General features: G+C 38.6%; 23 protein-coding genes and 1 pseudogene. All 24 read right to left on the bottom strand.

Features of this window, described 5'->3' with window-relative positions; all coding sequences use genetic code 11:
• Positions 1–37: 37 nt before the first annotated feature.
• Positions 38–823 carry a hypothetical protein gene (locus CWB78_RS04105; RefSeq protein ID WP_075170024.1) on the bottom strand — a complete coding sequence of 262 codons (786 nt, stop codon included), beginning with the start codon at positions 821–823 and terminating at the stop codon, positions 38–40.
• Positions 824–883: 60 nt separating this feature from the next.
• Positions 884–1,150: a hypothetical protein gene (locus tag CWB78_RS04110; protein ID WP_075170025.1), complete on the bottom strand. Its 267-nt coding sequence runs from the start codon at positions 1,148–1,150 to the stop codon at positions 884–886.
• Between the two features lie 102 nt (positions 1,151–1,252).
• On the bottom strand, positions 1,253–1,837 hold the full coding sequence (locus CWB78_RS04115) for an SEL1-like repeat protein (RefSeq protein WP_138594327.1): 585 nt from the start codon (positions 1,835–1,837) through the stop codon (positions 1,253–1,255).
• Positions 1,838–1,839: 2 nt separating this feature from the next.
• A complete protein-coding gene (locus CWB78_RS04120; RefSeq protein WP_138594329.1) occupies positions 1,840–2,604 on the bottom strand; it encodes a ChaN family lipoprotein in 765 nt (254 codons plus the stop codon).
• Positions 2,605–2,607: 3 nt separating this feature from the next.
• Positions 2,608–2,790, bottom strand: a complete 183-nt coding sequence (locus tag CWB78_RS04125) for a hypothetical protein (RefSeq protein ID WP_249930388.1) — start codon at positions 2,788–2,790, stop codon at positions 2,608–2,610.
• A 79-nt stretch (positions 2,791–2,869) separates the two neighbouring features.
• Positions 2,870–3,349, bottom strand: a complete 480-nt coding sequence (locus CWB78_RS04130; protein ID WP_138594331.1) for a hypothetical protein — start codon at positions 3,347–3,349, stop codon at positions 2,870–2,872.
• A gap of 394 nt (positions 3,350–3,743) precedes the next feature.
• Positions 3,744–3,868, bottom strand: a pseudogene (locus tag CWB78_RS19105) (Mobile element protein); the annotation flags it as partial.
• 82 nt (positions 3,869–3,950) lie between these two features.
• Entirely contained in the window at positions 3,951–4,544 is a 594-nt protein-coding gene (locus CWB78_RS04140) for a hypothetical protein (protein WP_138594333.1), read from the bottom strand.
• A gap of 4 nt (positions 4,545–4,548) precedes the next feature.
• Complete coding sequence (locus tag CWB78_RS04145; protein WP_024602678.1) at positions 4,549–5,307, bottom strand: TraB/GumN family protein; 759 nt, start codon at positions 5,305–5,307, stop codon at positions 4,549–4,551.
• A 173-nt stretch (positions 5,308–5,480) separates the two neighbouring features.
• A complete protein-coding gene (locus CWB78_RS04150) occupies positions 5,481–6,653 on the bottom strand; it encodes a lipase family protein (RefSeq protein WP_138594335.1) in 1,173 nt (390 codons plus the stop codon).
• A gap of 17 nt (positions 6,654–6,670) precedes the next feature.
• On the bottom strand, positions 6,671–7,162 hold the full coding sequence (locus tag CWB78_RS04155; RefSeq protein ID WP_054201381.1) for a DUF6795 domain-containing protein: 492 nt from the start codon (positions 7,160–7,162) through the stop codon (positions 6,671–6,673).
• Between the two features lie 179 nt (positions 7,163–7,341).
• Positions 7,342–7,980 carry a pentapeptide repeat-containing protein gene (locus CWB78_RS04160; RefSeq protein ID WP_054201382.1) on the bottom strand — a complete coding sequence of 213 codons (639 nt, stop codon included), beginning with the start codon at positions 7,978–7,980 and terminating at the stop codon, positions 7,342–7,344.
• On the bottom strand, positions 7,973–8,773 hold the full coding sequence (locus CWB78_RS04165; protein ID WP_054201383.1) for a hypothetical protein: 801 nt from the start codon (positions 8,771–8,773) through the stop codon (positions 7,973–7,975). Before CWB78_RS04165 ends, CWB78_RS04160 begins: the two co-directional genes overlap by 8 nt.
• 2 nt (positions 8,774–8,775) lie before the next feature.
• Complete coding sequence (locus tag CWB78_RS04170; RefSeq protein ID WP_249930390.1) at positions 8,776–13,356, bottom strand: RHS repeat-associated core domain-containing protein; 4,581 nt, start codon at positions 13,354–13,356, stop codon at positions 8,776–8,778.
• The gene (locus tag CWB78_RS04175; protein WP_054201384.1) at positions 13,356–14,201 is read right to left on the bottom strand and encodes a hypothetical protein; all 846 of its coding nucleotides are present in this window, start codon (positions 14,199–14,201) and stop codon (positions 13,356–13,358) included. Before CWB78_RS04175 ends, CWB78_RS04170 begins: the two co-directional genes overlap by 1 nt.
• Entirely contained in the window at positions 14,198–15,223 is a 1,026-nt protein-coding gene (locus tag CWB78_RS04180) for a hypothetical protein (RefSeq protein ID WP_054201385.1), read from the bottom strand. Before CWB78_RS04180 ends, CWB78_RS04175 begins: the two co-directional genes overlap by 4 nt.
• Before the next feature lie 2 nt (positions 15,224–15,225).
• The gene (locus CWB78_RS04185; RefSeq protein ID WP_010389361.1) at positions 15,226–15,516 is read right to left on the bottom strand and encodes a PAAR domain-containing protein; all 291 of its coding nucleotides are present in this window, start codon (positions 15,514–15,516) and stop codon (positions 15,226–15,228) included.
• 38 nt (positions 15,517–15,554) lie between these two features.
• Positions 15,555–15,914 (bottom strand): hypothetical protein, encoded by a 360-nt coding sequence (locus tag CWB78_RS04190; RefSeq protein WP_054201386.1) that lies wholly within the window; start codon positions 15,912–15,914, stop codon positions 15,555–15,557.
• Positions 15,914–17,767, bottom strand: a complete 1,854-nt coding sequence (gene tssI / locus CWB78_RS04195) for a type VI secretion system tip protein TssI/VgrG (protein WP_054201387.1) — start codon at positions 17,765–17,767, stop codon at positions 15,914–15,916. The genes CWB78_RS04190 and tssI overlap by 1 nt, the downstream gene beginning before the upstream one ends.
• A gap of 74 nt (positions 17,768–17,841) precedes the next feature.
• Positions 17,842–18,321, bottom strand: a complete 480-nt coding sequence (locus tag CWB78_RS04200; protein WP_010389365.1) for an Hcp family type VI secretion system effector — start codon at positions 18,319–18,321, stop codon at positions 17,842–17,844.
• A gap of 220 nt (positions 18,322–18,541) precedes the next feature.
• The gene (gene tssH / locus CWB78_RS04205) at positions 18,542–21,160 is read right to left on the bottom strand and encodes a type VI secretion system ATPase TssH (protein ID WP_138594337.1); all 2,619 of its coding nucleotides are present in this window, start codon (positions 21,158–21,160) and stop codon (positions 18,542–18,544) included.
• Positions 21,161–21,182: 22 nt separating this feature from the next.
• The gene (gene tssG / locus CWB78_RS04210) at positions 21,183–22,172 is read right to left on the bottom strand and encodes a type VI secretion system baseplate subunit TssG (RefSeq protein ID WP_138594339.1); all 990 of its coding nucleotides are present in this window, start codon (positions 22,170–22,172) and stop codon (positions 21,183–21,185) included.
• Entirely contained in the window at positions 22,169–23,995 is a 1,827-nt protein-coding gene (gene tssF, locus CWB78_RS04215; RefSeq protein ID WP_054201390.1) for a type VI secretion system baseplate subunit TssF, read from the bottom strand. The genes tssG and tssF overlap by 4 nt, the downstream gene beginning before the upstream one ends.
• Positions 23,992–24,477 carry a type VI secretion system baseplate subunit TssE gene (gene tssE, locus CWB78_RS04220; RefSeq protein ID WP_010389371.1) on the bottom strand — a complete coding sequence of 162 codons (486 nt, stop codon included), beginning with the start codon at positions 24,475–24,477 and terminating at the stop codon, positions 23,992–23,994. The genes tssF and tssE overlap by 4 nt, the downstream gene beginning before the upstream one ends.
• Positions 24,478–24,484 lie beyond the last annotated feature (7 nt).

Consider the following 24,484-nt stretch of genomic DNA (forward strand, 5'->3'; position numbering starts at 1 on the left):
AAGCATTTAGAGTAAAAAACAAGCAATAAATCATTCCCTAAAAAAACACTTCATAAACCAGCTTACATATAATGCTAAACCCAAGTCCCATCATTAATATATAGCCATACAAAATAGCAATAGCGCCACCCGATGCATCCCCTATTTTGTCTATTTCAATACATGTAGAACACACTATAAAAAAGATAAAAAAGTTAGCAATTAAGCCTAATATATAAGCTTCGCCAAATAGTGGTGAAATACCAACCAATATAGCACTTAGCATAATAAGTATACCTGAAAGCGCCTCCTTTAAAGAAAACTTGTACTCAATAATTTTGAGCACTAAGGTCACGACCATTAATGCTAAAAAATAAACCGTAGGTTTAAACTGGCTATACAAATAATCCACACTAAACATTTGGCTAATCGTCAATGATGGTTCTTTAACTGGGCTTAAATCTTCTGTTATCGCGCTTGAAGCGTCATCGGTAAAAAAATACGCAGCCGCAACAATAATTAACTTTATCATTCCAAAAAAGATAAAACTGGCGACCATAAACCCTATTGAATCGTCTCTGGTCAATCGCTTGCTTGCCTTACTTTCTACAATTTTAGCTAGCAATACACCCAATAAGCACACACTACCTAAATAAAGCAGCGCGACCCAAAACTGATCAAGATAAAAAACCGATAAGCCAGGGGCAATAAATAAAAACATTGAATCTTCATTATCTAACGAGCTTTTGGGCTTAACACTATATTTTGACTGTTTAAAAAGTGCTAAATAAACAAATAATGGCTGTAAAAACAGCATTAAAATGCAGGTATTTATAAGAGTCATTTATCATCCTTGATTACAGCCAACACACTGCGCCGAGAGTATTGGCAATTATGAAACTAATTAAAGGTTTATTTTTTGCAGGTAGGTTTTAAGCTTTAATAAGCCCGACTCAAGCTCAAACTTTTGTATTTTAGGGTTTTTAAACTTAAACCCGTTTGAAATGTGAGTATTAATCATCGTCGCCATGCCTTCAAAACCCGCAGGCGCAGTTGCGACTAAATCGCTCAATAATGGTTGAATAAGCTCTTGATGCTCTTCAATTTTGGTTGGATCCTCGTAAATATCGTATACAAGGTTGGTTAGTGTTTGTTGGTGGTGTTGTTCCATAATAATTCTATAGCGCCTTAAGTTTGGCGTTTATAGCTCCTTTTTATTTCAATTAAATCTGTCATGCGAATATCAAAGTATCAATTTTACTAAAATTGCATTTTATTGTTCTGAGTCAATAGATATTCCCGCTTCTCGCATTTGTTTTTTTAATATAGCTTCTTTATTTTCTTTATAATTACTTTCATCTAAAAAGCGTTTCTGTTTAGCTGCGTTTTCAAAATCACCTAACTTTGTATATATCAAATATAGAGCTTCATGGGTTCTGATTACTCTCATTTTCTCTTCTTCAATACCTTGGTTTTCATTTAAGTATTGATTATATAAAGCAATCGATTTATGTAAGTTTTTAGTAACAAAACGCCCAGACTCATATGCAAAAGCCAATGCTAAGATTCCATCAGGATCACCATTTTCAGCATGTAATTGAGCCTCCGTGATATAACGGCTTCCATCACTTGTATGTAAACCTATAACTTCTAGCGCCTGCCAACATCCCATTTCGTATGCTTTTTCGCACCATTTTTCAAGCTGTCTAGGCGCATACATCAGGCTTTTTTGGCATTGAAGTATCACGGTGTTTTTGGATAACTTAGGATCATTAATATCATGCTTTGGAAATAAAGTTCCAGCAAATGAGTCGAAACATAATATAAGTACAAAAAAAGTATAAATTAACTTTTTCACTACTATATACCTTTTACTATCGAGTTATTTTCAGGCAGGTGTACTTGATAAGATTTTACTGCAGTTTGAAATGGAAAACCTTCTCGTGAAAAATATTGCTTTTTAAGATTACCCTTTTCATCAGAATAACCCTCACAACTTCTTTGTGAGTAACAAGCAGTACCACCAATAAAGTCAATAAATCTAAGTTTTAGCGTGCCTTCCATTTTCACAAGTGTATCAAGACCTTCTTGATATTTAGTTGATCTAACAGCATGCCAACGATGCATAAAAGCAACAACGCGATTTTGATTAGTTTGATTTAAAATATTACTTATATTTTGAGCCCAAACCATATTTCTAATGGTGTGACTATTAAAACAATTACCTGCTAATGAATTATCATAATCACACGATTTATCAATAGACTCCATCTCATCCAAAGTCAAATCAAGTGCAATTATTTTTAAGCCTACTTCCCGAGCGGCTTTAACCAGTTCGCCATATGCTTTAGGAACTAAATAACCCCAAGCCCAATTATCATTAAAATATTGCTGAATTACATTAAACCCTTTACCTGTTCGTTGATAAAACTCTATTTTTTCTTGCATAGAACGAGGTAACATTTCAATTGCAAAATGGGTAAAACCAGCTGTTTTAAGTTGCCTAAGTGCTTTTATAGTTTCATATTTGTAGATTGCGGGATTGTGGCTTGATTCGCCTAGCATAACTAAACGCGCATTACCGGCCATTGTTCTGTAATTTACATCCATGTTTATTTTATTCATTACCTATCCTTGTTCTTTATTTAAATTTTCAAAACACCATTTATAAAATTCAATAGCGTCATTATTCTCAGAGCTGTAAGGAGCAACTGCATATTCATAGCTCATTGCAAATAAAAGCGCTTTTGCAGTGAAGTTACACACTTCACTTTTTGAATAACATTCCTTAACTCCACGCCATAATTTCATTGCGCGGCTAACATACTCATCGCCCTACTTTTATCTATGTTCCTTTGTATTTTAATTCAATAAGCAAAGCTATGCAGACTTACTTTTTCTTTCTCTTATTTCCTTTAGCTATCTCTTTTTCAACAGCGGCCCGAGCGTCTTTTATATCCTTAAAAAAGTTATATTGATATTTAATTAAGCCTTGGTATTTATTTCCTTTAATCAAATAAAAAGACAGCAGCATAAAGGCTATATTAGTAACTGTAGCTATATGATAACCACTTCCCTCTAAAATTATAAATGATGGTAAGCAAATCAAAGCTAAAAATAGAGCATAGTATTTCAATAACTTTGCACATAGAAAAGAGCCTTGACTAACTTTAAAGTTTAAAAGGCAAAACATAATTCCAACGGAAAACAAAATGCCCAACAGCCACTCAGGACTTGTATCAAAGTACTGTGTTAACAATGTCATGCCTGAATAAACAGTTCCTATAAGTAAGATAACCGTTACTAATAAGAACCTACGTAAAAGCTTCCATGGGGGAAATAATAAAAACACCTCTTCGTTTTTAAACACTAAAAACTTCCCAACACAAGCATAAAAGTATAAATATTAATACAGGGGCTACTTTAAAAAGCAGTTGAGGAAAATAGCTTGCCTGACCCCATGTAACAAAATACCTATCCTCTTTTGGTAATTCTGACACGACTCGCAGGTAAACAATCATATATGTTATTGAGCCAATCAGCCAAAGTGCTACACCACCTAATTGAGATAATGCAACAGAATATAGCGAAGCGGGAAATGGCAATAAAAACGAGATTACATATACAAGTGCATAAAATTCCACTTTATTTTTTTGCTTATCACTAAAAAACAAATCATTCCCTCTATATTAGCTCGCTTAGATAAGCGCATCGACTTACATATTTCATTACAACTTTAATCTTATAGTTATCTCTGCGTGTTGAGTGTGGTTACTCAAAACTGCGTAAACACATACATCAATACAAAACACCTTTCGAGCTTAAGCAACTTATCTTCAACTCAGCCTCTGCGATAATTGAGGTTGACCTGTAGAAAGCTCATCACCATACAAAATGCACGCCGAACGAAACGCTATATAAAGTGGTAGTACTTTGTTTACTAAACTGCAAAATCAGAATGGGTGTCTAGTCTATTCATTCAATGATTTATTCTTAATCAAAATTTCTTTTTTAGCTAACTCTATCAAATCAACAGCTCGTTCTTTATCATAAGCTAAAGGGCTGTGGTCAATAACATATTGTGCATGCTCATTTACTGCAAGCCAATTCTGCTGCGATTCATATAAGTTTGCTAACTTAAAGTGCGCAGCCGCAACTAACGAATTTGGCAATTCTGCATCTAATGCTAAAAATTCTTTGTAAAGGGAAATAGCATAATTAATATCTTGCTCCACAAACATACCACTGCCATATAACCAAGCTAAAGTTGAATAAGCTTTTGGCTCTTTTGCCGCAACCCGCTTTTTGGCCTCCTTTAATAATCGAGTTCCATCTCCATTATGAAGGCTTAGTGTAACCAGTGCCTTCCAGTATCCCATTTCATAAGCTTTTTCACACCACTCTTCGAGATACTCAGGCGCGTTAATTAAGCTTTTATGGCACTGCTCTGCGGCAGCTGATACAGTTAAATCAGGAGCGTTTATATCTATTGAATTATCCCATCGAGGCCCTGCGGCATTAATGGAAGGCGCTATAAGAATCAATATTAATAAAATTTTAGCCATATTATCATTTCCTTAAAATGGCTTTTTCAGGAATATGAACTGTGTAAGAAGGTAAAGACGAAGGTATATACGTTCCTTTCCTATAAAAATAAGTTTCCCTTAATGGTTTATCGACATCGCCCTCCCCCTTACAAACACCATTGTCAATACAGGTAGATCCACCGATGTACTCTATGATACTAATACGACTAACTTTTGAATTTAACATAATAGAGTCAATTCCAATATGCTTATTGCCAGCATGAAACGCATGGTACCTATGCATAAATGCAACAATTCGGGAGCCTTCTTCTAACTTTAAATTTTTATTTAAAATATCTGCCCACATATGGTTTCGTTCGATATGAGAGTCAGTACATGAACCGGTGTCTGCTTGCTCCCAATTACAACGCCCGTCAATCTCATCCATCATTTCAATAGGCATATCTAAAGGAACAATTTTCATCCCTAGAGAATTAGCCGCTTTTACTAACTCCCCATATCCTGTGCTTGAAGCATTAGTCCAATTCCATTTTGATTTGAAATGCTGTTTGATTACGTCAAATCCCTTACCAGTCCGCTGATAAAAGTCTATTTTGTCCTTTATTCTTGTAGGTAGCATTTCCATTGCAAAATGAGTGAAGCCAGCCGCCTTAAGCTGTTTTAAGGCCTTTATAGCCTCATATTTGTAAGATACTGGGTTATGGCTCGACTCGGCAATAATAACTAAACGCGCATTACCGGCCATTGTTCTGTAATTTACATCCGTGTTTATTTTATTCATTACCTATCCTTGTTTTTTATTTATGTGATTACAGCTACTTTATATGTGAGTAGAAACAATAATTAGAGGTTTTTAAATTTCAACCAATTGAAATAGGTTCCTTTCAATTCTTTATAGCTAATATTATTTATTATTTAAGTGGCTCAGAAGTTATCTGAGCCTTTAAAGCAATGTTAGTATCCAATACCCATGTAAGGAGATACTTTTACAGCTGCTATCACTACCTGATTTAGTTTTTCTAACATCCAATACAAAATTCGCTTAGCTTGCGCGTATGTATAATCAACAGCTATCACGCCAGGCTTCCCAACAAAGTTAAGAATATGCCCTAATAACCCCTGACAATCTTCAGCATATTTAGATGACATTTTAGATATTTCAACCAGACTACGAGCTAAAGCATCATAAATAGTTAGCGTTCCAGCAACCACACCTTGAGCAAGAATACTCGTGATTTTGCCACTCTCTCTTAGTAACGTTAGTAAAGCGCTCGTTATTTTTTCAGCCCAATGAGCATTAAAAGAAGCATGGTGGCGATTGTTGTATTTTAGACGTGTCATCGTTAAGTTAGATAAAGAGCCCTTTTCCATGCTCTTATAATCAGGATAACGAGATGCGGTATTGATATACCCAGGCGCATTTCCCGCCATTTTATGTGCAGCACCTGTAAGTGATACGCATGTGCTTATTCTGTACTCATTCCCTGCATGAACAAATGGCCAAACAGGAACCATAGGTACAGGATCACTTCGGTGTACTGCCCTATAAATTCCATTTAGGCTGGTTTCACTTTGAATAGCAAAAGGGTTATGACCAACTCTTGGAGAACCAAAAGTGTATAATTTTACAGGCACTTTATATTGCGCTTTAATCCAATTTGCTGCTAGCGTTGCTAATGCCCCACCAAGGCTATGGCCAACACAATGAACGGGGCGACCACCTACCTTACTCAATATAGCTTTTAACTGAGGTTTGATAGACTCAAAAGTACGGTTAAACCCAGCATGAACTGCTTTATAATTTGGCCCAACAGTTAAACCACAATGCAAATCCGTCAAAGTATCAGCAATGCCTGCTGTACCACGAAAAGTTAGTACAACTTCACCTTTATGAGCGCCCTCTTTAGAACCAATTCCAAAAAAGCCAAAACCCGTTGCATGATTTAACACGTGTTCAGCCACAGTACCTGAAATTCCAGTAAAAGCAGATTTTTTTGAATCAAACACAAAGTGCTTACTTATTATTCTACTCGGCTCTATGGTTGATGAGCTATTTGATACTGCTGTAATACTGTCATATGCAAATTCAGCTAATTGTGCCGCTACACTTGGCGATAAAATGTTCATGTAAAGTCCTTTTCTATTTAAAAATCTTTAAAGTAATCTTCGCTATCTTCTATCTCATAAATTTCAAAATCATGTTCCCATCTACAAATACTTGAACCATCAAACTCCAAATTTGGATTTTCATGATTAGGAAAAACAAAGTTTACTTCTGTAGAATCTAAATCAGCATTTAAACTGCTCAGCTTTTGTTTGTATTCACTAGGCTCACTTATTCCGCTTAGCTTTGAACCCCAAAGTTTGTATTTTTTATCAGCATATACAGCCGTAATAGTTTGATAAGTAACCTCATGAGAAAACATATCACCGGGTATTTTTGATTCAATAACGACTTCAGGTAAATAAAATGAACCATCAGGAGCTGTTATTACCTGATCTTCTTTTTCAACTTTATGTGCAAATTCCAGGGTGCGATTTATTAAAACACCTTCAACGGGATTACCGTTTAAAGTAATAATCCCTTTAACTTCAGAGCACATATGTACGTCATATTTTTTTATTAAACCAAACATAGTGATTTAAAACCTCCATATTAAAAATGCTTTAAGTGTGGAGCATCACACCATTATTTCAATTGTATTATTTGTTTCCGTGCTTTATAGCACGCAACAGGCAAAACCTGTTCCCACCGCTTTAATAAAAATGGATAACTTTTTTCTATTGCCTACCAATTAAAATAGGTATTTCCAAACTATTTATTAGGCTGAGTACTTATATCAAATTTAGCATTCTTTAAAATAGCGCCACCCCAGCATACATCAGTTAAAATAGCACCGGTAAAATCACAATCTGTAAAATTACCATGGCTTAAGTCAGCACCTGTAAGGTTGGACTTTCTAAATACAGTTCCTGTGAAATCTCCGTTTGATAAGTCGGCATTTGTTAAGTTCGCGTCATCAAAACAGGCATCAGCAGCCTCTACATAAGACATTGTTGCATCACTTAAATTACTGCCAACAAACGTTGAAGCCCAGAGGTTTGCGTAGTCAAATTCACATGAGGAGAAGTCAGATTCGTTACAGCTGCTCGCCGATAACTTGGCGTAGCTAAAGTCAGCATTGGGGCTAAAAACCTGATATAAAATACAATCAAAAAACGCCGTTTGATTGCAGCTTGCCCCTTCAAGGTTAGCGGCAGTAAAATCGGCATCTAAAAAGTAAGCTAAATCTAAGATACCACCACGTAATATAACGCGTTCACCTTTGAGCATTTCAGTCGAGGTTTCACTAATATCGCATTGCGTTAAATCAAGCCCTGAAATATCAACACCCTTTACGTTATCTTGTGCTCGTGAAACATCCAACTGCGCTAAGGCAGCCTCTTTAGACATAATTTAACCCACCAATGGTGCAGTTTTCGGCTTTAGTGCACTCTATATCACAATACTCAACGTCAACCTCCATCTCAGCAAACACCTTAGCTGGGCGTAAATGTGCCATGGCGGTTTGCCAATGTTCAATCTGCGCTTGTTCAGTTAACTCCCAAGGTGCTGTCGATAAATCAAGACGAATGCCGCCCCAGGATTGAAGCTCTGTTTGCGTTTTTGGTGTGCTGAGTAATAATTCTTGGCCAAACTGCTTAACGTAATGCGGGCCCAAATAAGTGCGCATTGCTAACCCCTTAGGGCCAACCTTAAAGTAGTCGACGGGCGCTAAGTAAGCGGCTTTACCCATCATTTCGATATGCTCGTCTCGTTCGCTTTCCCAAGGCTCATCAGGGTAAGGTCTAAAAACATGAACTGAGGCGATATCTGGTTTAAATACCTGTACTAATCGATCTGCAAACTCGAATAATGCTGGGTAATATTTACTGTTTAGTTTTGGATCAAATTCAAATTCTATATATTGTTTCGGCCCGACATCAATACTGCCAAAGTACTTTGCCGCTTTATTACGTTTTAAATAAATATCCGCATAACTCCCAAACTCTACCGTTTTTATTTTATCTAAAATATCATCGCGATTATAGGGTAGCTTGCCGCGCTCTTCTAAACCCCAAAATTGGGGGGCGAATTCAGGGTAGCTGTCAATTACATCTAACAGTTCAGTGAATAGCGCTTCATCATTAAGCGGGTTGCTACCCAACATAGAGAATTTTATGCGGAAAGCTTTAAAATCCATCATTATTATCCTTTTACTTTATTCCAACGTTGTTTATCAACATTCCACTTATGGGTAATAGTGTTATTACTGTTATCGTAATATAGCACTTCACTCTTATCATTTATTTTCATTGATGGTCGACAGGGTGGCACACCTTTGTCGCATGGCAAATCTGACGATATTGTCAGCACATGATCCTTATCAGGAAACGCCTTGCGTTGTTCTACTAATTGTTTTGTATTATATACGACAGGTTTGCTGTTTTCAGCCGTAAAATGTTTGTGCTCATGCACAATGGTATCGCCCAAACTGTCTGGTCGAGTTTTATAATCTAAAGAGTTACCACTGCGTTGTTGTACTTTGCCGCCACTAGCTACTGCATTGTTATTATCAACTAGCGACTCTCCTTTATGCTTTGATAACGCTTCACGAGCTGCTTTTTCATTTTGTTGACCGAGCGCTCTATTTTTCTTAGCGGTTTCGTTTGATTTACTCCAGTCTCCACGTGTTTTTGGTGGTAACTCGCGATTGTGCCTACTTACAACATTACGCTTAAATCGTGCATCATCTGCGGTATCTTGAGGTGTATCTATCGCAGCTCTGAAGTGCTCTCGTTGCTTTTTAGTTAAGTTATCACTACCGAGGGCTGATTTATCTTGTAAATTAACCATATCATCAGCTGTATTTTGTTTAATGTGATTAACCATTTCATCTGCTGTATAAGGAGATGCATCCTCTGGGAGTTGAGACAGTTTAATTAGCTTTTCTTTTAGTTCTGGCGAAATAGCTGAATTAGCATCAAGCGCTGCTTTTACCTTTGCTTGCCCTTCTTTACACAACAAACCCATTGGATCTACCCAATTCACCGGATTTGGCACATATTGATAGTGGTTTATGCCACCAACAAGCCCTATCGGATCTTGATTTATAAAACGCTGTTGTTTGGGGCTGTAATAGCGGTAACGGTTGTAGTGCAGGCCGCTTTCCTCGTCTAAATATTGCCCTTGAAAACGAATTGGCTGAGTGAAGGTGTCTTTTTTATTTGACTCAGGCTCGGCTTCTGATTCTTCATAGCCATACACATCCGCTTGGTTTTCCCATACTACTTCTGCTTTGCTGTTGGTAACAAAACGTGGGGTATTCAGTTGGTCTAGGTGGTAGTAGTACACCTCACCTTGTTTAATCAGTGCGACTGGGTGAAATTGATTTGGCAGGTTGATGTACCAAGTATATTCACCGTGTTGGTATTCGCCGATTAACTGATCGTTATCCCAAATGTAGTCAATTTTACCGTGTTCGGTGTGCTTGGCAATACGACGCCCGAGTGGGTCGTAGTCGTATTGAGTAAGCGTGCCGTTATTATTAAAACAACTTAGCTGATTAAATGCGTTATATTCACGGCGGGTTTTTATGCCTTTACCGGTTTCGCGTATTTGGTTACCGAACTCATCATAATGAAAGTCGCTGTCGCCAAAGTGGGTTAAACGGTCTGCATCAGTGATGCCTGTAATAACCCCATCGTCTTCGCTTAGCTCACTAGCAGCCGTTGCTGTACTTGAATCACTGTACTCACTATGAATTACATTACGTGTGCTTTCTGACTGATTACTTTCAACCTTATTGATGGCATCGCTATCATCATTGTGCTGAGTAGTTTGTTGTTCGGCTAACTCGTTATTTTGAATTTTTGATTGGCTAACTGGGTTACCAAAACTATCCCACTGGTATTGGGTAGTTTTTGTGTTCTCAGAACTTACTAGATTTTGCTGAATTAACTGGCCTAGGCTGTTGTACTCAAAATTAATGTTATGGCTACTAACCCCTTCCTCTTTACGCGCAATCAGCTGGTTTACGCTGTCGTAATTGTACGTACAGGTATCAAATAGTGCTTGCGCAGGATGGGTTAACTGTTGCTGCGTTAAGCGGTTAAATACATCAAATTGTTGGGTAAGGGTTACGTCATTACCAAACTTTTGCGTTTGAATATTACCTTGACTGTCATAGCTAAGCGCTGCAAGTTCAACAGCCGTGCTATTGGCTTGCTGAAAGTGAATGCCACTCAATTGACCAAATTTATTGTAGCTATATTTAAGCGTACTTAAATCTGGCAAGGTCAGTGACTGCCTTCTGCCGTAGTCATCGTAACTGTATTTTAGGGTATGCGCTTGTTGCTGATTATGTACTTGCTCAGCACGCAGTAACCGCCCGCCTTTATCAAACTGCTGCTTTAAGGTTGATTGTGCATTATGTGCACGGGTAATTTTACCTTGCAGGTTATAGTTGTAGTAATTGGCATTATTAACGATGTGAGTATCGGTTGCTAAACTTGCATGCTGCGCAATCACGCGGCCTAATTTATCACGCTCTATTTTTACATGGCGTTTATCACTTTGTGTAACCGAGGTTAGGCGATTGCAAGCATCGTATTTATATTGCTGTAACGTACCATCAAACCCAGTAACTTGCGTTGGGTTTTCGTTAGCGTCATAGCTTATGCGGTATACATGGCCGTCGCTACGTTCGATAGCGGTTAGGTTGCGCTCTTTATCGTAAGTTAAATGCAGTGCACTGCCATCGGGCTGAATAACACAATGTGGCTGGCTTAGCCCTTCAAAGTGCTGCTCGGTGGTATCACCCTTACTGTTTTGCGAGCTAATTAACCGCCCTGCATCATCGTAACTAAAGTGTTGATGCTGTTTGTTTTCAGGGTCTTTTTCGTCAAAGGCAATAGTTTGCGCAAGCTGGCCGTGCTCATTGTATTTATATTGAGTCAACAAACCTGCGTTATTAATGGTGGCATTTACACGGCCTAAACTGTCGTAGCTATAACGAATAAGCTCATCGTTATGGTGCTTGGCTAAAAGCTCGCCTTGCTCGTTCCATACAAATTTAGTGACTTGACCATCTTTATTTATGTGTTGGGTTAGCTGGCCAAATTTGTCATAGCTGTAAAGTACGGTGCGACCGTCGCCAAAGGTTTCACTTTGCAGCAAACCCGCCACGCTATATTTACGTGTTATTGTTTGACCATCAGGCAAGGTGGTTAATACACGCTGACCCAATTGGTTGTAAGCAAATTTAGTGACACTGCCATCTGGCTGCGTTATTGATTCTAACTGGCCATAAGGGGTATAACTGTATTTTATTTCACTGCTATCTGGCTTTATTTCAGTAACTTTTTGGCCTTGCGCGTTATAACCGTATTGCCACACATTACCATTAGGGTCGGTGTGCTTAACTAACTTACCTTGCGCGTTATGTACAAAGTATTCTTTATGCCCACGCGAGTCTATACAGGTTGTTTCACCAGCGTCTAAATTATATTCAAACTGATACGTATAGGTGTTGTTATCACCCCATTGTTTTATACATTTAGCACTCGATGAGTAACTGTCCCATTCAAAGTGATGGCTAAAACCACTGGCACGAGTACGCTTAGTTAATAAGTTAGCGGCGTTATAGCCATAATGCTCTGTTTCACCCTGCTGATTGGTCGCGCGAACGAGGTTTTTGTTTTCATCATAGTCATATTGTGCAAGTAACGGTGTAAGTAATACTGGCTTGTTGTTATCACCTGTACGATAAGCTGAAATGTTTGCCAGCAACCCTTGCGGGTTATATTTTAAAATACAGCCACGCGCTTTATTTACTTCAACGCGATGCAAGCGCTCTTTAGCATCGTAATAAAAACCAATACTTTGGCCTTTTTCGTTAATAACTTTTTCGAGCAACCATGAGTTTTCGCCAGCTTTAAACGTAAGATGCTGATCATCCGGCGTTACCAATACTTGCTTACCATTAATTTGGTAATGCAAAGCCAAATTACTACTTAACTGATAGCTCGATTGCCCCGGTTTTACTTTTTCAAAGCGGTGTTTAGCGCCATGCTCATCTTGGTACTCTAACCAGTAGGTGCCTTTTTGTTTTGGGCCTACTTTAGGTGGCGGTAAATAGTGCTCAGTTAGCTGCACCATAAAGTCATGTCGCCAACCATTCCCCATTACACTGCATACATCCGCATGCGATGAACGGTATAGGCGTCGCCAAATTAATTGTTTACTCCCTGCTAAGGTGAAATCAATAAGCGGCAGTATTTCTTCACCCGAAAGCATAGAAACCGGATCAGAGCGGCACTCTTGCTTGGTGATAGGTTCTTCACTTGGGGTATTATTACTTGCACCGCCACTGTTTTTAGCCGGCGCTTGAGAGGCACTTTTACCTGAGGCTGTTGAACTGCTCTTACTACTTGGCTTTTTACCTGCTGCGCCGCTATTGGTGTTATCGCTTACTTGAATAGCCGACTTAGCTTTTTGGTGATAACAACTAATTTTATCTGCAACCAAAGCTTGGGTTAATACACTCGCGGTTTCACGTGCTGACGCACCGCGCGAACAGCTCACTCCTGCAAGGTTAAGCAAGTTAATAACGTCTAAACGTTTAGCTGCGTCGCTAGTAAGCGCACTGCCTATTTGCGCAATTTGATTTTTGGCACTTTCCGGCGTGTTAGCTGCTACAGCAACAAAGCCCGACGGCGCAGAACTTTTACCAGCGACGAGGCAAATTGGGTAACTTATTCCTTGTAAAACAACGGTATTACTTTGCATTAGCTGTCTACTTCCTCACTTATCCATAAGTATGATGCTGCACCTTGATGCTTAGCTTGCTCTTGGGAGAGCATTAATGCATAACTAAAATGCTCAACAATTGCAGGGCTTGTGGTTAATTGGTACAAATTAACTAACCCTTCTAGTGCACCTATTTTCCCTAATTTATAATTGGGTAGTTCGTAATATGTGTGCTCATCAATTAAGCTAGTAAGTAGCTGTAAATTGTTTAGCCAACTATCATCATCTACCCCATTTCCTGGTGCAAAAATTAGATCAATCTTATTCTCTGTTTGTTCAGCTAATCGCGTAAGCATACCTGCTAGCTGATTATGTTTGCTAAAATCAATAGATGCTGCAATCTCATGGCTTACCTGCGACCACCCGCAAGGCACCATTTCAACTACAGCCAACGCACCACCTACACCTTGATAAGCAAACTGTTGCTGTTTATTTGCTTTAAAAGTTGCATCTAAAGCAATTACATTAAATTTTTGCCATTTTTTTTCACCAGCCAAAGCTATAGCAGAGTGTGCACCTGTTGTTCCATGAAAAATCAGCTCACTGCTATGATCGGGATATAACTGTTGTAAGCTTTGAGCTAATAACTGTTTGAGCTCATCTTGAAATGATAATGCCGGTAGTAACCAAATCATCGGCAATGTGCTGTCTGTAACTTCTGCCATTAATTCTTTAGATTTAATTATGCAATCGTAAACACAGGCATCCCAAGACTGCCATTGCAGTTCATTAAAAACAGCACTGTTATCGTCAAATAATAATGCATCTACGCTGCTAATATTTGGGGCAGAAAAGCATACCATCTCTATTGAAAATGCACTCATGATGTCACCTCGTCCTGAGCTTTATTGGCAGCGAGGTGTTGATAATAGCGATATAAGTTAAAAACCCCTTGGCTATAGCTATCCATGGCTGATAAATAAATGGCATTAGGCACTTCATCAAGAGGGTGTCCTGCAATCAATCGTAAACTCGACATGGCGGTTTCATATTTAGGCCAGTTATGTTTTAACTGCTGCTGAAAATTTATTAACGAGCTTTCATCGCCTTGCCAAGCAAGTCGTTGAATATCGTATTCCACTAGCTGATCGAGTTTATCACCTAACATGCGCCTTATTAGCGCAATAATTAACGCAGGTTGCTCTACCTGTTGTAATAAAGAATTGGCTAAAACAATCAGTTTTACAAAACCGCTTTGTAATAAAATATGCAATGTTTGATCAACCGATAAGGTATTACTTGCATGATTGCTTAAGCTATTTACTTGCTCAAAATTTAATGACAACAAAAATAACGACATTAAGGGTGATAGATGGGCTTGCTCAGTTAGTGCATCAAAAATAGCCGTTAATATCTGTGGCTCGTGGTGCTGCGCAAGGCTGGTAATTTGATTTATAGTTGCCAGGGTTTGCGGGGGAATTTCATCATCAGCACTGTAAGCAAAAAACAAGGTGTTTAAATTTAATAGCCGAATTAAGTTAAAGCTATGCTGTTGAATAACCACTTTATTTATAATGACTTTAAAAAAAGCACTCAGTGCTGGCTGATTAAGCAATTCATTTATAAATATAATATTTTTATTTTGTGGCAAGTTAGCCATGACTTCAATACATGCTTGGGCAACTAATTCATCGTTTTTGGTATTAGTTATTATTTCGACTAGTTGTTCAGTGGTGGGTAATTCAAAATTATTTTTTTGATTTTTGTTTTTTGCGTTTACCCAACAGTTTTCTAATAGGGTTTTTCTTAAATAGCGAACATGACCTACACACGTATACGGGCACAATTGAGCGTTACTAATTTGTAGTAATTGTGTTTTATGATCACTTAAATAGGTCGCTAGCAAAGTTAACCACCAATTAAAACAGTTGGGTTGCCCACAACGATTTTTCCGCCGTGGCCACTATCATCGCCCATTCTGGCGGCGGGTTTGCCATTAATTTTAACGCTCCCCGAACCTGTTTTTACGCTATCTGGCGGGCCTATACACACTATCATGTCGCCTTTGCGCGCCGCGGGCATGCCACCTATTAACACATTGCCAGAGCCAGCAACTATAGGTCCACCCACATGTGGCACTTTAGCGGTCACTTTAGGGCATACATGCATATGACCAATTGTAGCAGCGGGTTTACCCATTTTGACTCCTTGTCGTATCTTTGCTTGTTTATGAAATACTATTCATACAGTGGAATAACTAGTAGCTTGTTAGTCGTCACTAATAGCGAAATTTCTTCAATTAGCTCATCTTTACTGTGATCAGCAAGTGCCACAGTGCTTTGAGTTGCATATTGATATAAATTTGAAATTACATTTTCACTATTAAGTGAATCACTTAAATGAATAAAAAACTGCTGTGCATAATAGCCATTCATTGCTTTTAAATGACTTAACGCAGGGCTTAGTAATGGATCATCTGGCCTATTTATTGGTAAACACACTAAATGCGGTAAACCATAACGGCAGTAAACAACGTGCCCGTTATTTGCAATGCCGTTTCTAAACCCTGATTGAAAGTTATTGACTATTTCCATCATTAATTTAACTTAATTACACCAGCAGATAAGGTAATGGCACTGCCATCTACTTTTACATTACTGCCTTTAATATCAATGTTTGTGCCTTCAATAGTGATATTGCCACTACTGCTCATTTTAATTTGCGCAGAGCCTGTTTTTATCACTATTTCGTCACCCGCTTCAATATTAAGTGTTTTACCTACTTTTAAGGTGTCGTTTTCACCCATTTCCGCAATACGGTTTTTTGTAACGTTAAGATTGTCGTTATTAAGAATTTCAACATTACGATCGTTATCTATTTTTTCGTTTTGATCGTTTTTAACGTAAAGCTGTTTATCTTTTTCGGCTTGCATATACACAAGCTCGCTGCCTTTTTTATCCTCAAAGCGCAGCTCATTGAAATTATCTGCTCCACCTTCTTTAGTTGAGCGAGTTTTAATACCGCTTTGCGTTTTTTCGCCCGGTAAAGCGTACGGAGGCATTAAGTCTGCGTTATAAACAGCACCACTTATAATAGGTTGATCTGGGTCGCCATTAATAAAATCAACCAAAACTTCTTGTCCTACGCGAGGGAAGAAAAATGCGCCCCACTTTTTGCCGGCCCAGTTTTGTGCAACTCGGATCCAACATGAACTTTTAGAATCTTTTTTACCTTCACGATCCCAATCAAATTGCACCTTTACGCGGCCATATTGGTCAATCATAATTTCATCGGCGCTATCACCCGTTACTATAGCTGTTTGTACGCCATTGATAACCGGTTTCTTTTTGCTCACTTGCGCTCTGTATGGAATGTCTTTTGGCACACATTCAAAGTGGTTAGAATACACTTCATCACTTGATGATTGTAAAGCGCCTGATTGGTTTGGTACTACAATCGAAGTCATCATGGAGGTAATAGCAAAGGTTTTACCTTCAAGGCGTGGGTCTTCATGTTTTTTGAAACTAAACAGTTTACCAACAGAAAATGAGCGGCAGTCACTGCGCCCGCTTGAGAGCTTCATGTCTCTTTGTAGTGACTCTAATTGTACAGATGCCAAATTAGCTGCGCGAGGATGACACTCTGCTTCTGCTGTATATTCAAAAATTTCTGATACCGATTGCGTAGGTAACTCGGCATTTGCTTGCTCTGCATCAGGGTAACGCGACGGCTGTTTAAAATCGTAGCCTAAACGCTTAAAGCTGCCTGGCGCTAAGCTTAATCCGCCTTGCCAACGCGAAACATGAGATTCGCTTAAATGGCCAGTTGAATGAACAACTTTAGCCTCACCACATGTTTCATAGGCAGTGATATCATCTGCCAAAACTAATGTATGGTTGCTTTTTGTATGCTCAAAGAAGTAAAAAATACCTTCGCTTTGTAATAAGCGTTGGATAAAGTCAAAATCTGACTCTTGATATTGCACACAGTATTCGTATTTGGGGTAGGTTTTACTGGTTTTGTCTGAAAAAGCCACATTGTGTTGGCCAAACAAATCAGCAAATATATCTTTTATTGTTTTCTTTTGGAAAATGCGGCTATTCTTGCGATTACGCATAGAAGCGGCAAAAGGCACAATGGTAGCTTGATAATCAATGTAATTTTTTTGTTCATCAACGTCCGCAGTACGACTGCCGTTAGAAACAAGCTGACTCACAATACCGTGATAATAACGCTCTCCCCCACCTTCGGCATTTTTTACCTTTATCGATACCGGCTTGCCAACCAGATCTTCATGTGCAATTTGTTGGCCTATGGTGTACATATTGACCGACATAACAAACAAATCTGACATGGCTTCTTGTGCAACGAAGCGCGTTAAATAAAGGGCGTCTTTACCAACAGGGGTACTAATTTGAATTACGTTTTTATCTTGTGTTGCTTTTTGCATTCCTTGCTTTTCCCATCCTGAAGATCAAAAAAAGCTCTGAGCATAAGCCCAGAGCTACAATCGGGTAACAAATATTACATTTGTTGACCTTTAACACCGCTGTAACCATATACTAGTGGTGCAGTGATGTTGTTTTGATCGTCAGTAGGTGTAACAGTCATCATCATTTCAGTGTAGCTGATAGTGATTGTTTCAATTGGACGGTCGTTTTGAACAGATACTGAGTAGCTAGAGATCATGGCATCTGTAAGTTCGATTTTCATGATTTCTTCAACTTTATCACCTTGTTTAGTGATATGAAAAACAGCAGGTAGACCTTTACCAATAGTTGCTTCTTTGAAAAGATCCGGAGATGCTTTATCTTGAAGCTTAGTAATAGTCACGTCGCCTAGACGAGTAGAGCTAGATTCACGATCCATCGCTGTACCAGTCGCTGAGCTAATTTCACGGCTAACGTTCCAATCTAAAGATAAAACTGTAATTAAATCTTTGAAAGACTCGGCAGTAGTTTCGCCTTTGATTGAACCGTATTTTAAATATGTATTTGCTTGCATTTGATAATGCTCCTTTTTATTAAACAATATTATCCATTATGTGGATTCGTTTACTTTGGTTACCCAAAATTCCTTGAAATCATTATCTCTAAAACAGCAATGAAAAGGTCTTCAGAATTCCTTTCCCTAGATGAAGACAATGTCTCAAAAATTCCATGTTTCTATATAAGACACACGAATTATAATGCTCTAAAACTAAAGAAACAACCATAAAAACAGGTTATTTTAAATTAACTTTAGTTAGCTCAATATCAAACTCATTATCTTTAATTAACAATGAGATAGATGTCACTTTTTCACCATCAACCATGCTCGAAAGCAAAATTTCAGACAATAGTGGTAGTACTTTATTCTGTAATATGGTGTGAATATTTCTTGCACCCGAACCAGCATTTTGACAATTAGCAATAATGTGCTCAATCACGTCATCGTTATACGTTAATTGCGCATCATAATGCTTTTTAACACGCTTAATGATTTTGCTAATTTGCAGCGCTGCAATTTGGGTCAGAATTTCATCACTTAACGGAATGTAAGGAATAACATTAATGCGCCCTAAAAATGCGGGTTTAAATGCGCCTAATAAATCATCTTGTAATGCTTTTAATAAACCTTTAATACTCGGCTTACTTTCTTCATCTTCAAATAAACTCATTGTGGTATCAGTACCCACATTTGAGGTCATAATAATGATGGTGTTTTTAAAGTCGATATCGCGACCTTCGCCGTCCTTAATCGTACCTTTATCGAATACTTGATAGAAAATATCTTGCACGCCTGGATGGGCTTTTTCCATTTCATCAAGTAGCACCACACTGTATGGTTTTCTTCTTACTGCTTCGGTTAAAATACCGCCTTCGCCATAACCAACATAACCCGGAGGTGAGCCAAGAAGTAATGACACTTTATGCTCTTCTTTAAACTCAGACATATTAATAACTGTTACGTTATCTTCACTGCCATATACTTCTTGAGCTAGTGAAAGCGCGGTCTCTGTTTTACCAACACCGCTTGGGCCTGCCAGCATAAATATACCATTAGGACGACTCTCGTCTGCTAGCTGAGCACGGGAGGTTTGTACCACTTTAGCCATAAGTTCAAGCGCATGATCTTGGCCAACTACGCGTTGTTTCATTTGCTCAGCTAAATTTAAAATGCCATGAATTTCATCTTCATGCATTTTACCAACAGGAATACCAGTCCAATCAGAAATAACCTGTGCAATCAACTCTTCATCAACTTGCCAATGCACCATATTATGTTCGTACGAGGCTAACTTAAGCTTGCTTTCTTTTAACTGCTCAAGTACTTCAGCAGAAGAGTCAGCATCGTTGGTGTTAATCGATTCTAGCGCTTGGTTTAACTCGGCAACTATATCCTTCTCAACATTGAACTGCTCATTTAATGGTTCCAGTTGCTGTTCAATCTCAACTAGTTCAGATTTAAGCGTTGATAATTGTTCACTGTGATCTAAACCAGTTTTTTGCTCACGATTTAGCATTAAAACTTGCGCTTCAATTTCACTAAGCCTGTTAATTAACTGCTCAATCGCATTAGGTGTCGATGCTTGACTCATAGCAACACGAGCACATGCCGTATCTAACAATGCAACGGCTTTATCAGGAAGTTGTCTCGCAGTAATGTATCTGTGCGATAGATGCACTGCACTTTCAAGTGCTTGCTCTGAAATAAACACTTTATGATGTTTTTCCATCACAGGGACTAAACCACGTAGCATAGCAACCGCTTTTTCTGGTGTTGGCTCTTCAACTTTAACCACTTGGAAGCGACGTGTTAGTGCAGCATCTTTTTCAAAAAACTTTTTATATTCAGCCCACGTTGTTGCTGCAATAGTGCGTAACTCCCCTCTTGCTAGAGCAGGCTTAAGTAAGTTGGCAGCATCATTTTGACCCGCTTGTCCGCCACTACCAATCATAGTGTGAGCTTCATCTATAAAAAGAATCACAGGATCAACAGCGTTTTTAACTTCATTAATTAGCGACTTCAAACGATTTTCAAATTCACCTTTCATGCCCGCACCCGCTTGCAGCAAAGCCAAATCTAGGCTGTGCAACTTAACGTTTTGTAATACTGCAGGTACGTCTTTTTGAGCGATTCTTAGGGCAAGTCCTTCAACGACAGCGGTTTTACCTACACCCGCTTCACCCGTTAATATTGGATTGTTTTGACGACGTCTAGTTAAAATATCTACCATCTGACGTATTTCGAAATCACGGCCTAAAATTGGGTCTATTTTTCCTGCTTTTGCTTGAGCGGTTAAATCTACGGTAAATTGATCTAAGCTTGGTGTTTTAGATGAACCATTTGCAGGTGTTGTAGCACTTGCAGTGGTAGTATTACGTTCTTGCGATTGGGCAACAATTTCAGGCCATGCATGTAGTAGTTGTCCAGGTTCTATATTATTGAAAAGCTTGCTACAACGCGTTACTAAACTAGACAAGGTATCGTCTTTTGTGAGCGTGTAAATAACGTAAGCACTTCGAATTTGCTCATCAGTAAATTCTATACTGGTGCTTAACCATGACTGTCTAAGTAAAGTAGTAACATGTACCGACAGACTAGGCGACGAATCACTGCCCGTTTTAAATGACTCTAATGATTGATTTAAATCTTGCTTTACCTGATCAATATCAATATCGAAAGCACCGAATATGAGTCTAACATCGTCTAGTTGCTGCTCAATCATAGCTAACAGCCAATGCTCTAATTCAACCGTAAAATGGCTGCGGCTATTACAAATTGCGACCGCTGCTTCTAAGCTCTTTCTACAATCTGGGCTTAGTTTCTCAACTAATTTGTTTAATGTCATCGTTGACATACACTGTTCCTTTTAATTTTAATTATCCTTTAAACGATAACTTAGTAGGGTTAAATTTAGGGGTGTCTTTACTCGCCATTAAAAAGCTATTTGCGCCTAGTTGGCATTCACTTTTTGACAGCTGCACCGCATCAAGTTGTTGAAAATCTGACTCAATAACAAGTCGAAATGAAATAGCATTGCCGGCATAGTCTTTGACAATTTTTTTAGCTAATTCAAATAACTTGCCTTTAGGTAACAAGGATTTTGCTTTATCAAAATCGCGGGTACTGATATGGATCTCGATATTAGAAGAAATATCCCATATCTTTCTACCAATTACCGTATCAACACCTAAGCGGGCATGTTGTCCCTCATAAAGGCGTTCACTTGCTAAACATGTTTGCTCTTGTGGCTTCAAATCGTGCCACTTACCTATCATTTGTTTAATGACGACATCACAGCCAAGATATGAGCTCAGTACACTTTTTAAGTCAAAAGCATTGCGAATTTTTCGGCTATAAAGGCCTGAAAAGTGCAACTGATGTTCATCATAACCGCCGCTTAAAAGCCCTAATATTTGCGTGTATGGGTCTTTGTTTTTATCTTTATTTATATGATTTAAAGACGGTTTATATTTTTTCCACGCTCGATAATATAAAGACACCAAACGGTGATTAAACATGTCGTAAAAGTCGCGCATAGTTGTATCTTTATAGCGAAGACGCTGCATCACTAGTTCGCTATAAAATTGAGGTAAAGCGCCCGAGCAACCTGTTAGTCCCATAAAAGAGATCTGCATGTTGACTTTATGTAAGCCATCCTCAAAGCTTGCTTGTTCTAATTTTGTGATAGCGTTACCTGGGTAACCAAATTTTTGAGTTGCGGTAAACTTAATTAACTCTTGCTTTGGACTACTGTCATACCCTACGTAGCGATACTCCAAGCCATGCTTTTTCAGCTGGTTTTCTATAATGAAAACTGCTTTATAAAAGTCAACTTGTGACGCTTGAGAAATAATATGTTGGATCATATTAACGGGCTTTCCCCAACTCGCGCAGGCCATTGGTAATACACTTGCTCTTGTTCTTTTAGCCTTAAACTAACGCGAGTAAAGCTATTAATTGCTGCAAATTGCGCAAAGAAATGATCGAGGATAGAGGCAAAGAAAAACATGCCACTACCTGAAAAGTCATCATTGGCGAAGGTAATTTCAATTTCACTTCCCGTTGCAAAGCTTACTCGCCCTTTTTGCACAACACGAGCCGTTGCGGGTTCTACAACCACACGGTAAATATTATCAATAAGGCCTTTTGTTTGCGGAGATGCTCTAAAGTCATAAAGGCGTAGCACTTCTTTAAGCTTATTACATGCATCATCTCCACTAAACGCGTCGAGCGTTAAATGATTAACTAATTGCCAACGAGTTGCATCGGCTAATATCGGTCTAACTGCATGAGTAAATGGAATTAAACATCTAATTTTTTTAATTACATCGCCGCGCTCTGGCATTAATAAGCCTAGCTCATCGTCTCCAAAAGGCATGCTCGCAGGGAGGTTTCGATTACTGCAATTAGCACGTACGGTTAGGACCGTGTTCCCTTCAGCATAATCCATAGCGCTATTTTCAAATCGTGCATCTACCAATGATAGAAACGATTCGGTGCCTGACTCAACATAACCCCCTGCCCATGAGGCAGTTTCTCTGCGGATATGCCAAAACAAATCATCATGGCCTTGGTATCGTGGATGCGTTTGTCCATAAAACGGACAAACTATTTGTTTATTTCCCTTATGGTCAAAGGCAATTACTTCTGAAATACCAATTACTTCTGAAATCTCAGAGTCCATATAACGCGGCGTTAATTGGTATTCGTATTCGCTCAGCTCAGGGCGAATAGGTTCTAATTCTTGTTCAAACATATTAATTATGGGCGTACACCCCATCAAGAACATGTCTTTGTCTACTTGCTTTTCAAGCTCTGAAGATTCAGCATCAAGATAAATATACACTGTGCATTTATTAGAATTTTTAGGCAACGATGAGTGAATATTTTCAAGTTCAAAAAAACGAAACTTTTCAGGAAAGGTAAAGTTTTCGACGAGTAAGCGATAGCCGGCACTTGATCGCTGTGAATACGGTACAACCGCTTCATTTGCATCAAAGCCAACCGCTTTAAGTTGAGTTTTAGAAAGGTACTTTATACCCTCATCACCATTATCAAAAGCAATGCCAATAGCGTGCTTAAACAATAATTCATACACTTTAAGCGTATGATGCCATTGGCCATTTATAAATAATCGTAATTTTTCCAGCCCAGTTTCAGCCAGTGATACACCCGGGTATTCACCGGTTAGCTCAAGTTTGAAAATTGACTTTGCTTTCTCATGCCAACGTGGTTTTGGTGCCACAAAAGGACTGTTATCAAATTGCGCACTGGTAATTTCAACAGGCCATAAGTAAGTTTCATAACAGGTTTGAAACTTACATTGCTTCATTGACTCAACATTGGTTTCAACTTCACTCGCTCTTGGAATGACTACTCCCGTGGTTGAGAGGTTTTCAGCCTCTAATTTAACCACCGACATTGAAGGAATAGGCGCTTGATAGTCAGGTAACATTTGCCCTAATAAAGCATCAGTAAGCTCAGGAAAGCTATCATCTAACTTTTGCCTAATATTAGCCGTTAAAAATGCGAACGATTCAATTAATCTAGATACATGAGGGTCTTCAATATGATCATCGCTTAGCTTTAATCGCCCTGCAACTTTAGGGTATTTTTCAGAGAAGTCTTTACCCATATGACGAACAAACGCCAATTCACGATTGTAATATTTTAATAATTCATCGTTCATAAAGAAGCCTCAATAATCTTCATCCCTAAGTTCACAGGCTCAACTTCAGAGTCAAAGCTAATAAACTCAGGCTCTGGATCTGCATATAGTAAAGCGTTTATTCGCAAGTTTAATACTCTATTTACGGGTACTTCATCGTCAGTAAATACCTCAACTTCAATGAACCTAGGTTCAAATTTCAAAATTGTATTTCTAACAGTTTCACATAGCAGTGCCCGCCCTTCGTGAGAGCTCACCGACATACTCGAAAAGTCAGGTAAACCATACGATAAGCAGGATGTTGCTAACTCTGCATATTGTGCTGGCCACGTGTGCCATTGAATTCGCGCATTTAGCAGCGCTTCTATGTCTCTGCGTACATTTTTTCTCAGCTCACTAATGCTGATCCCCTCAGTACGAGATGGGGCATCCTGAAAGTCTGGCTCATCGTCAATGAGCCTATCTAAAATGGATGCTTGAAGCTGCTGCTTATGCTCTATCATAATTATT

It is taken from the genome of Pseudoalteromonas sp. S1612 (genome assembly GCF_005887175.1).
In the GTDB taxonomy this organism is placed as follows: domain Bacteria; phylum Pseudomonadota; class Gammaproteobacteria; order Enterobacterales; family Alteromonadaceae; genus Pseudoalteromonas; species Pseudoalteromonas undina.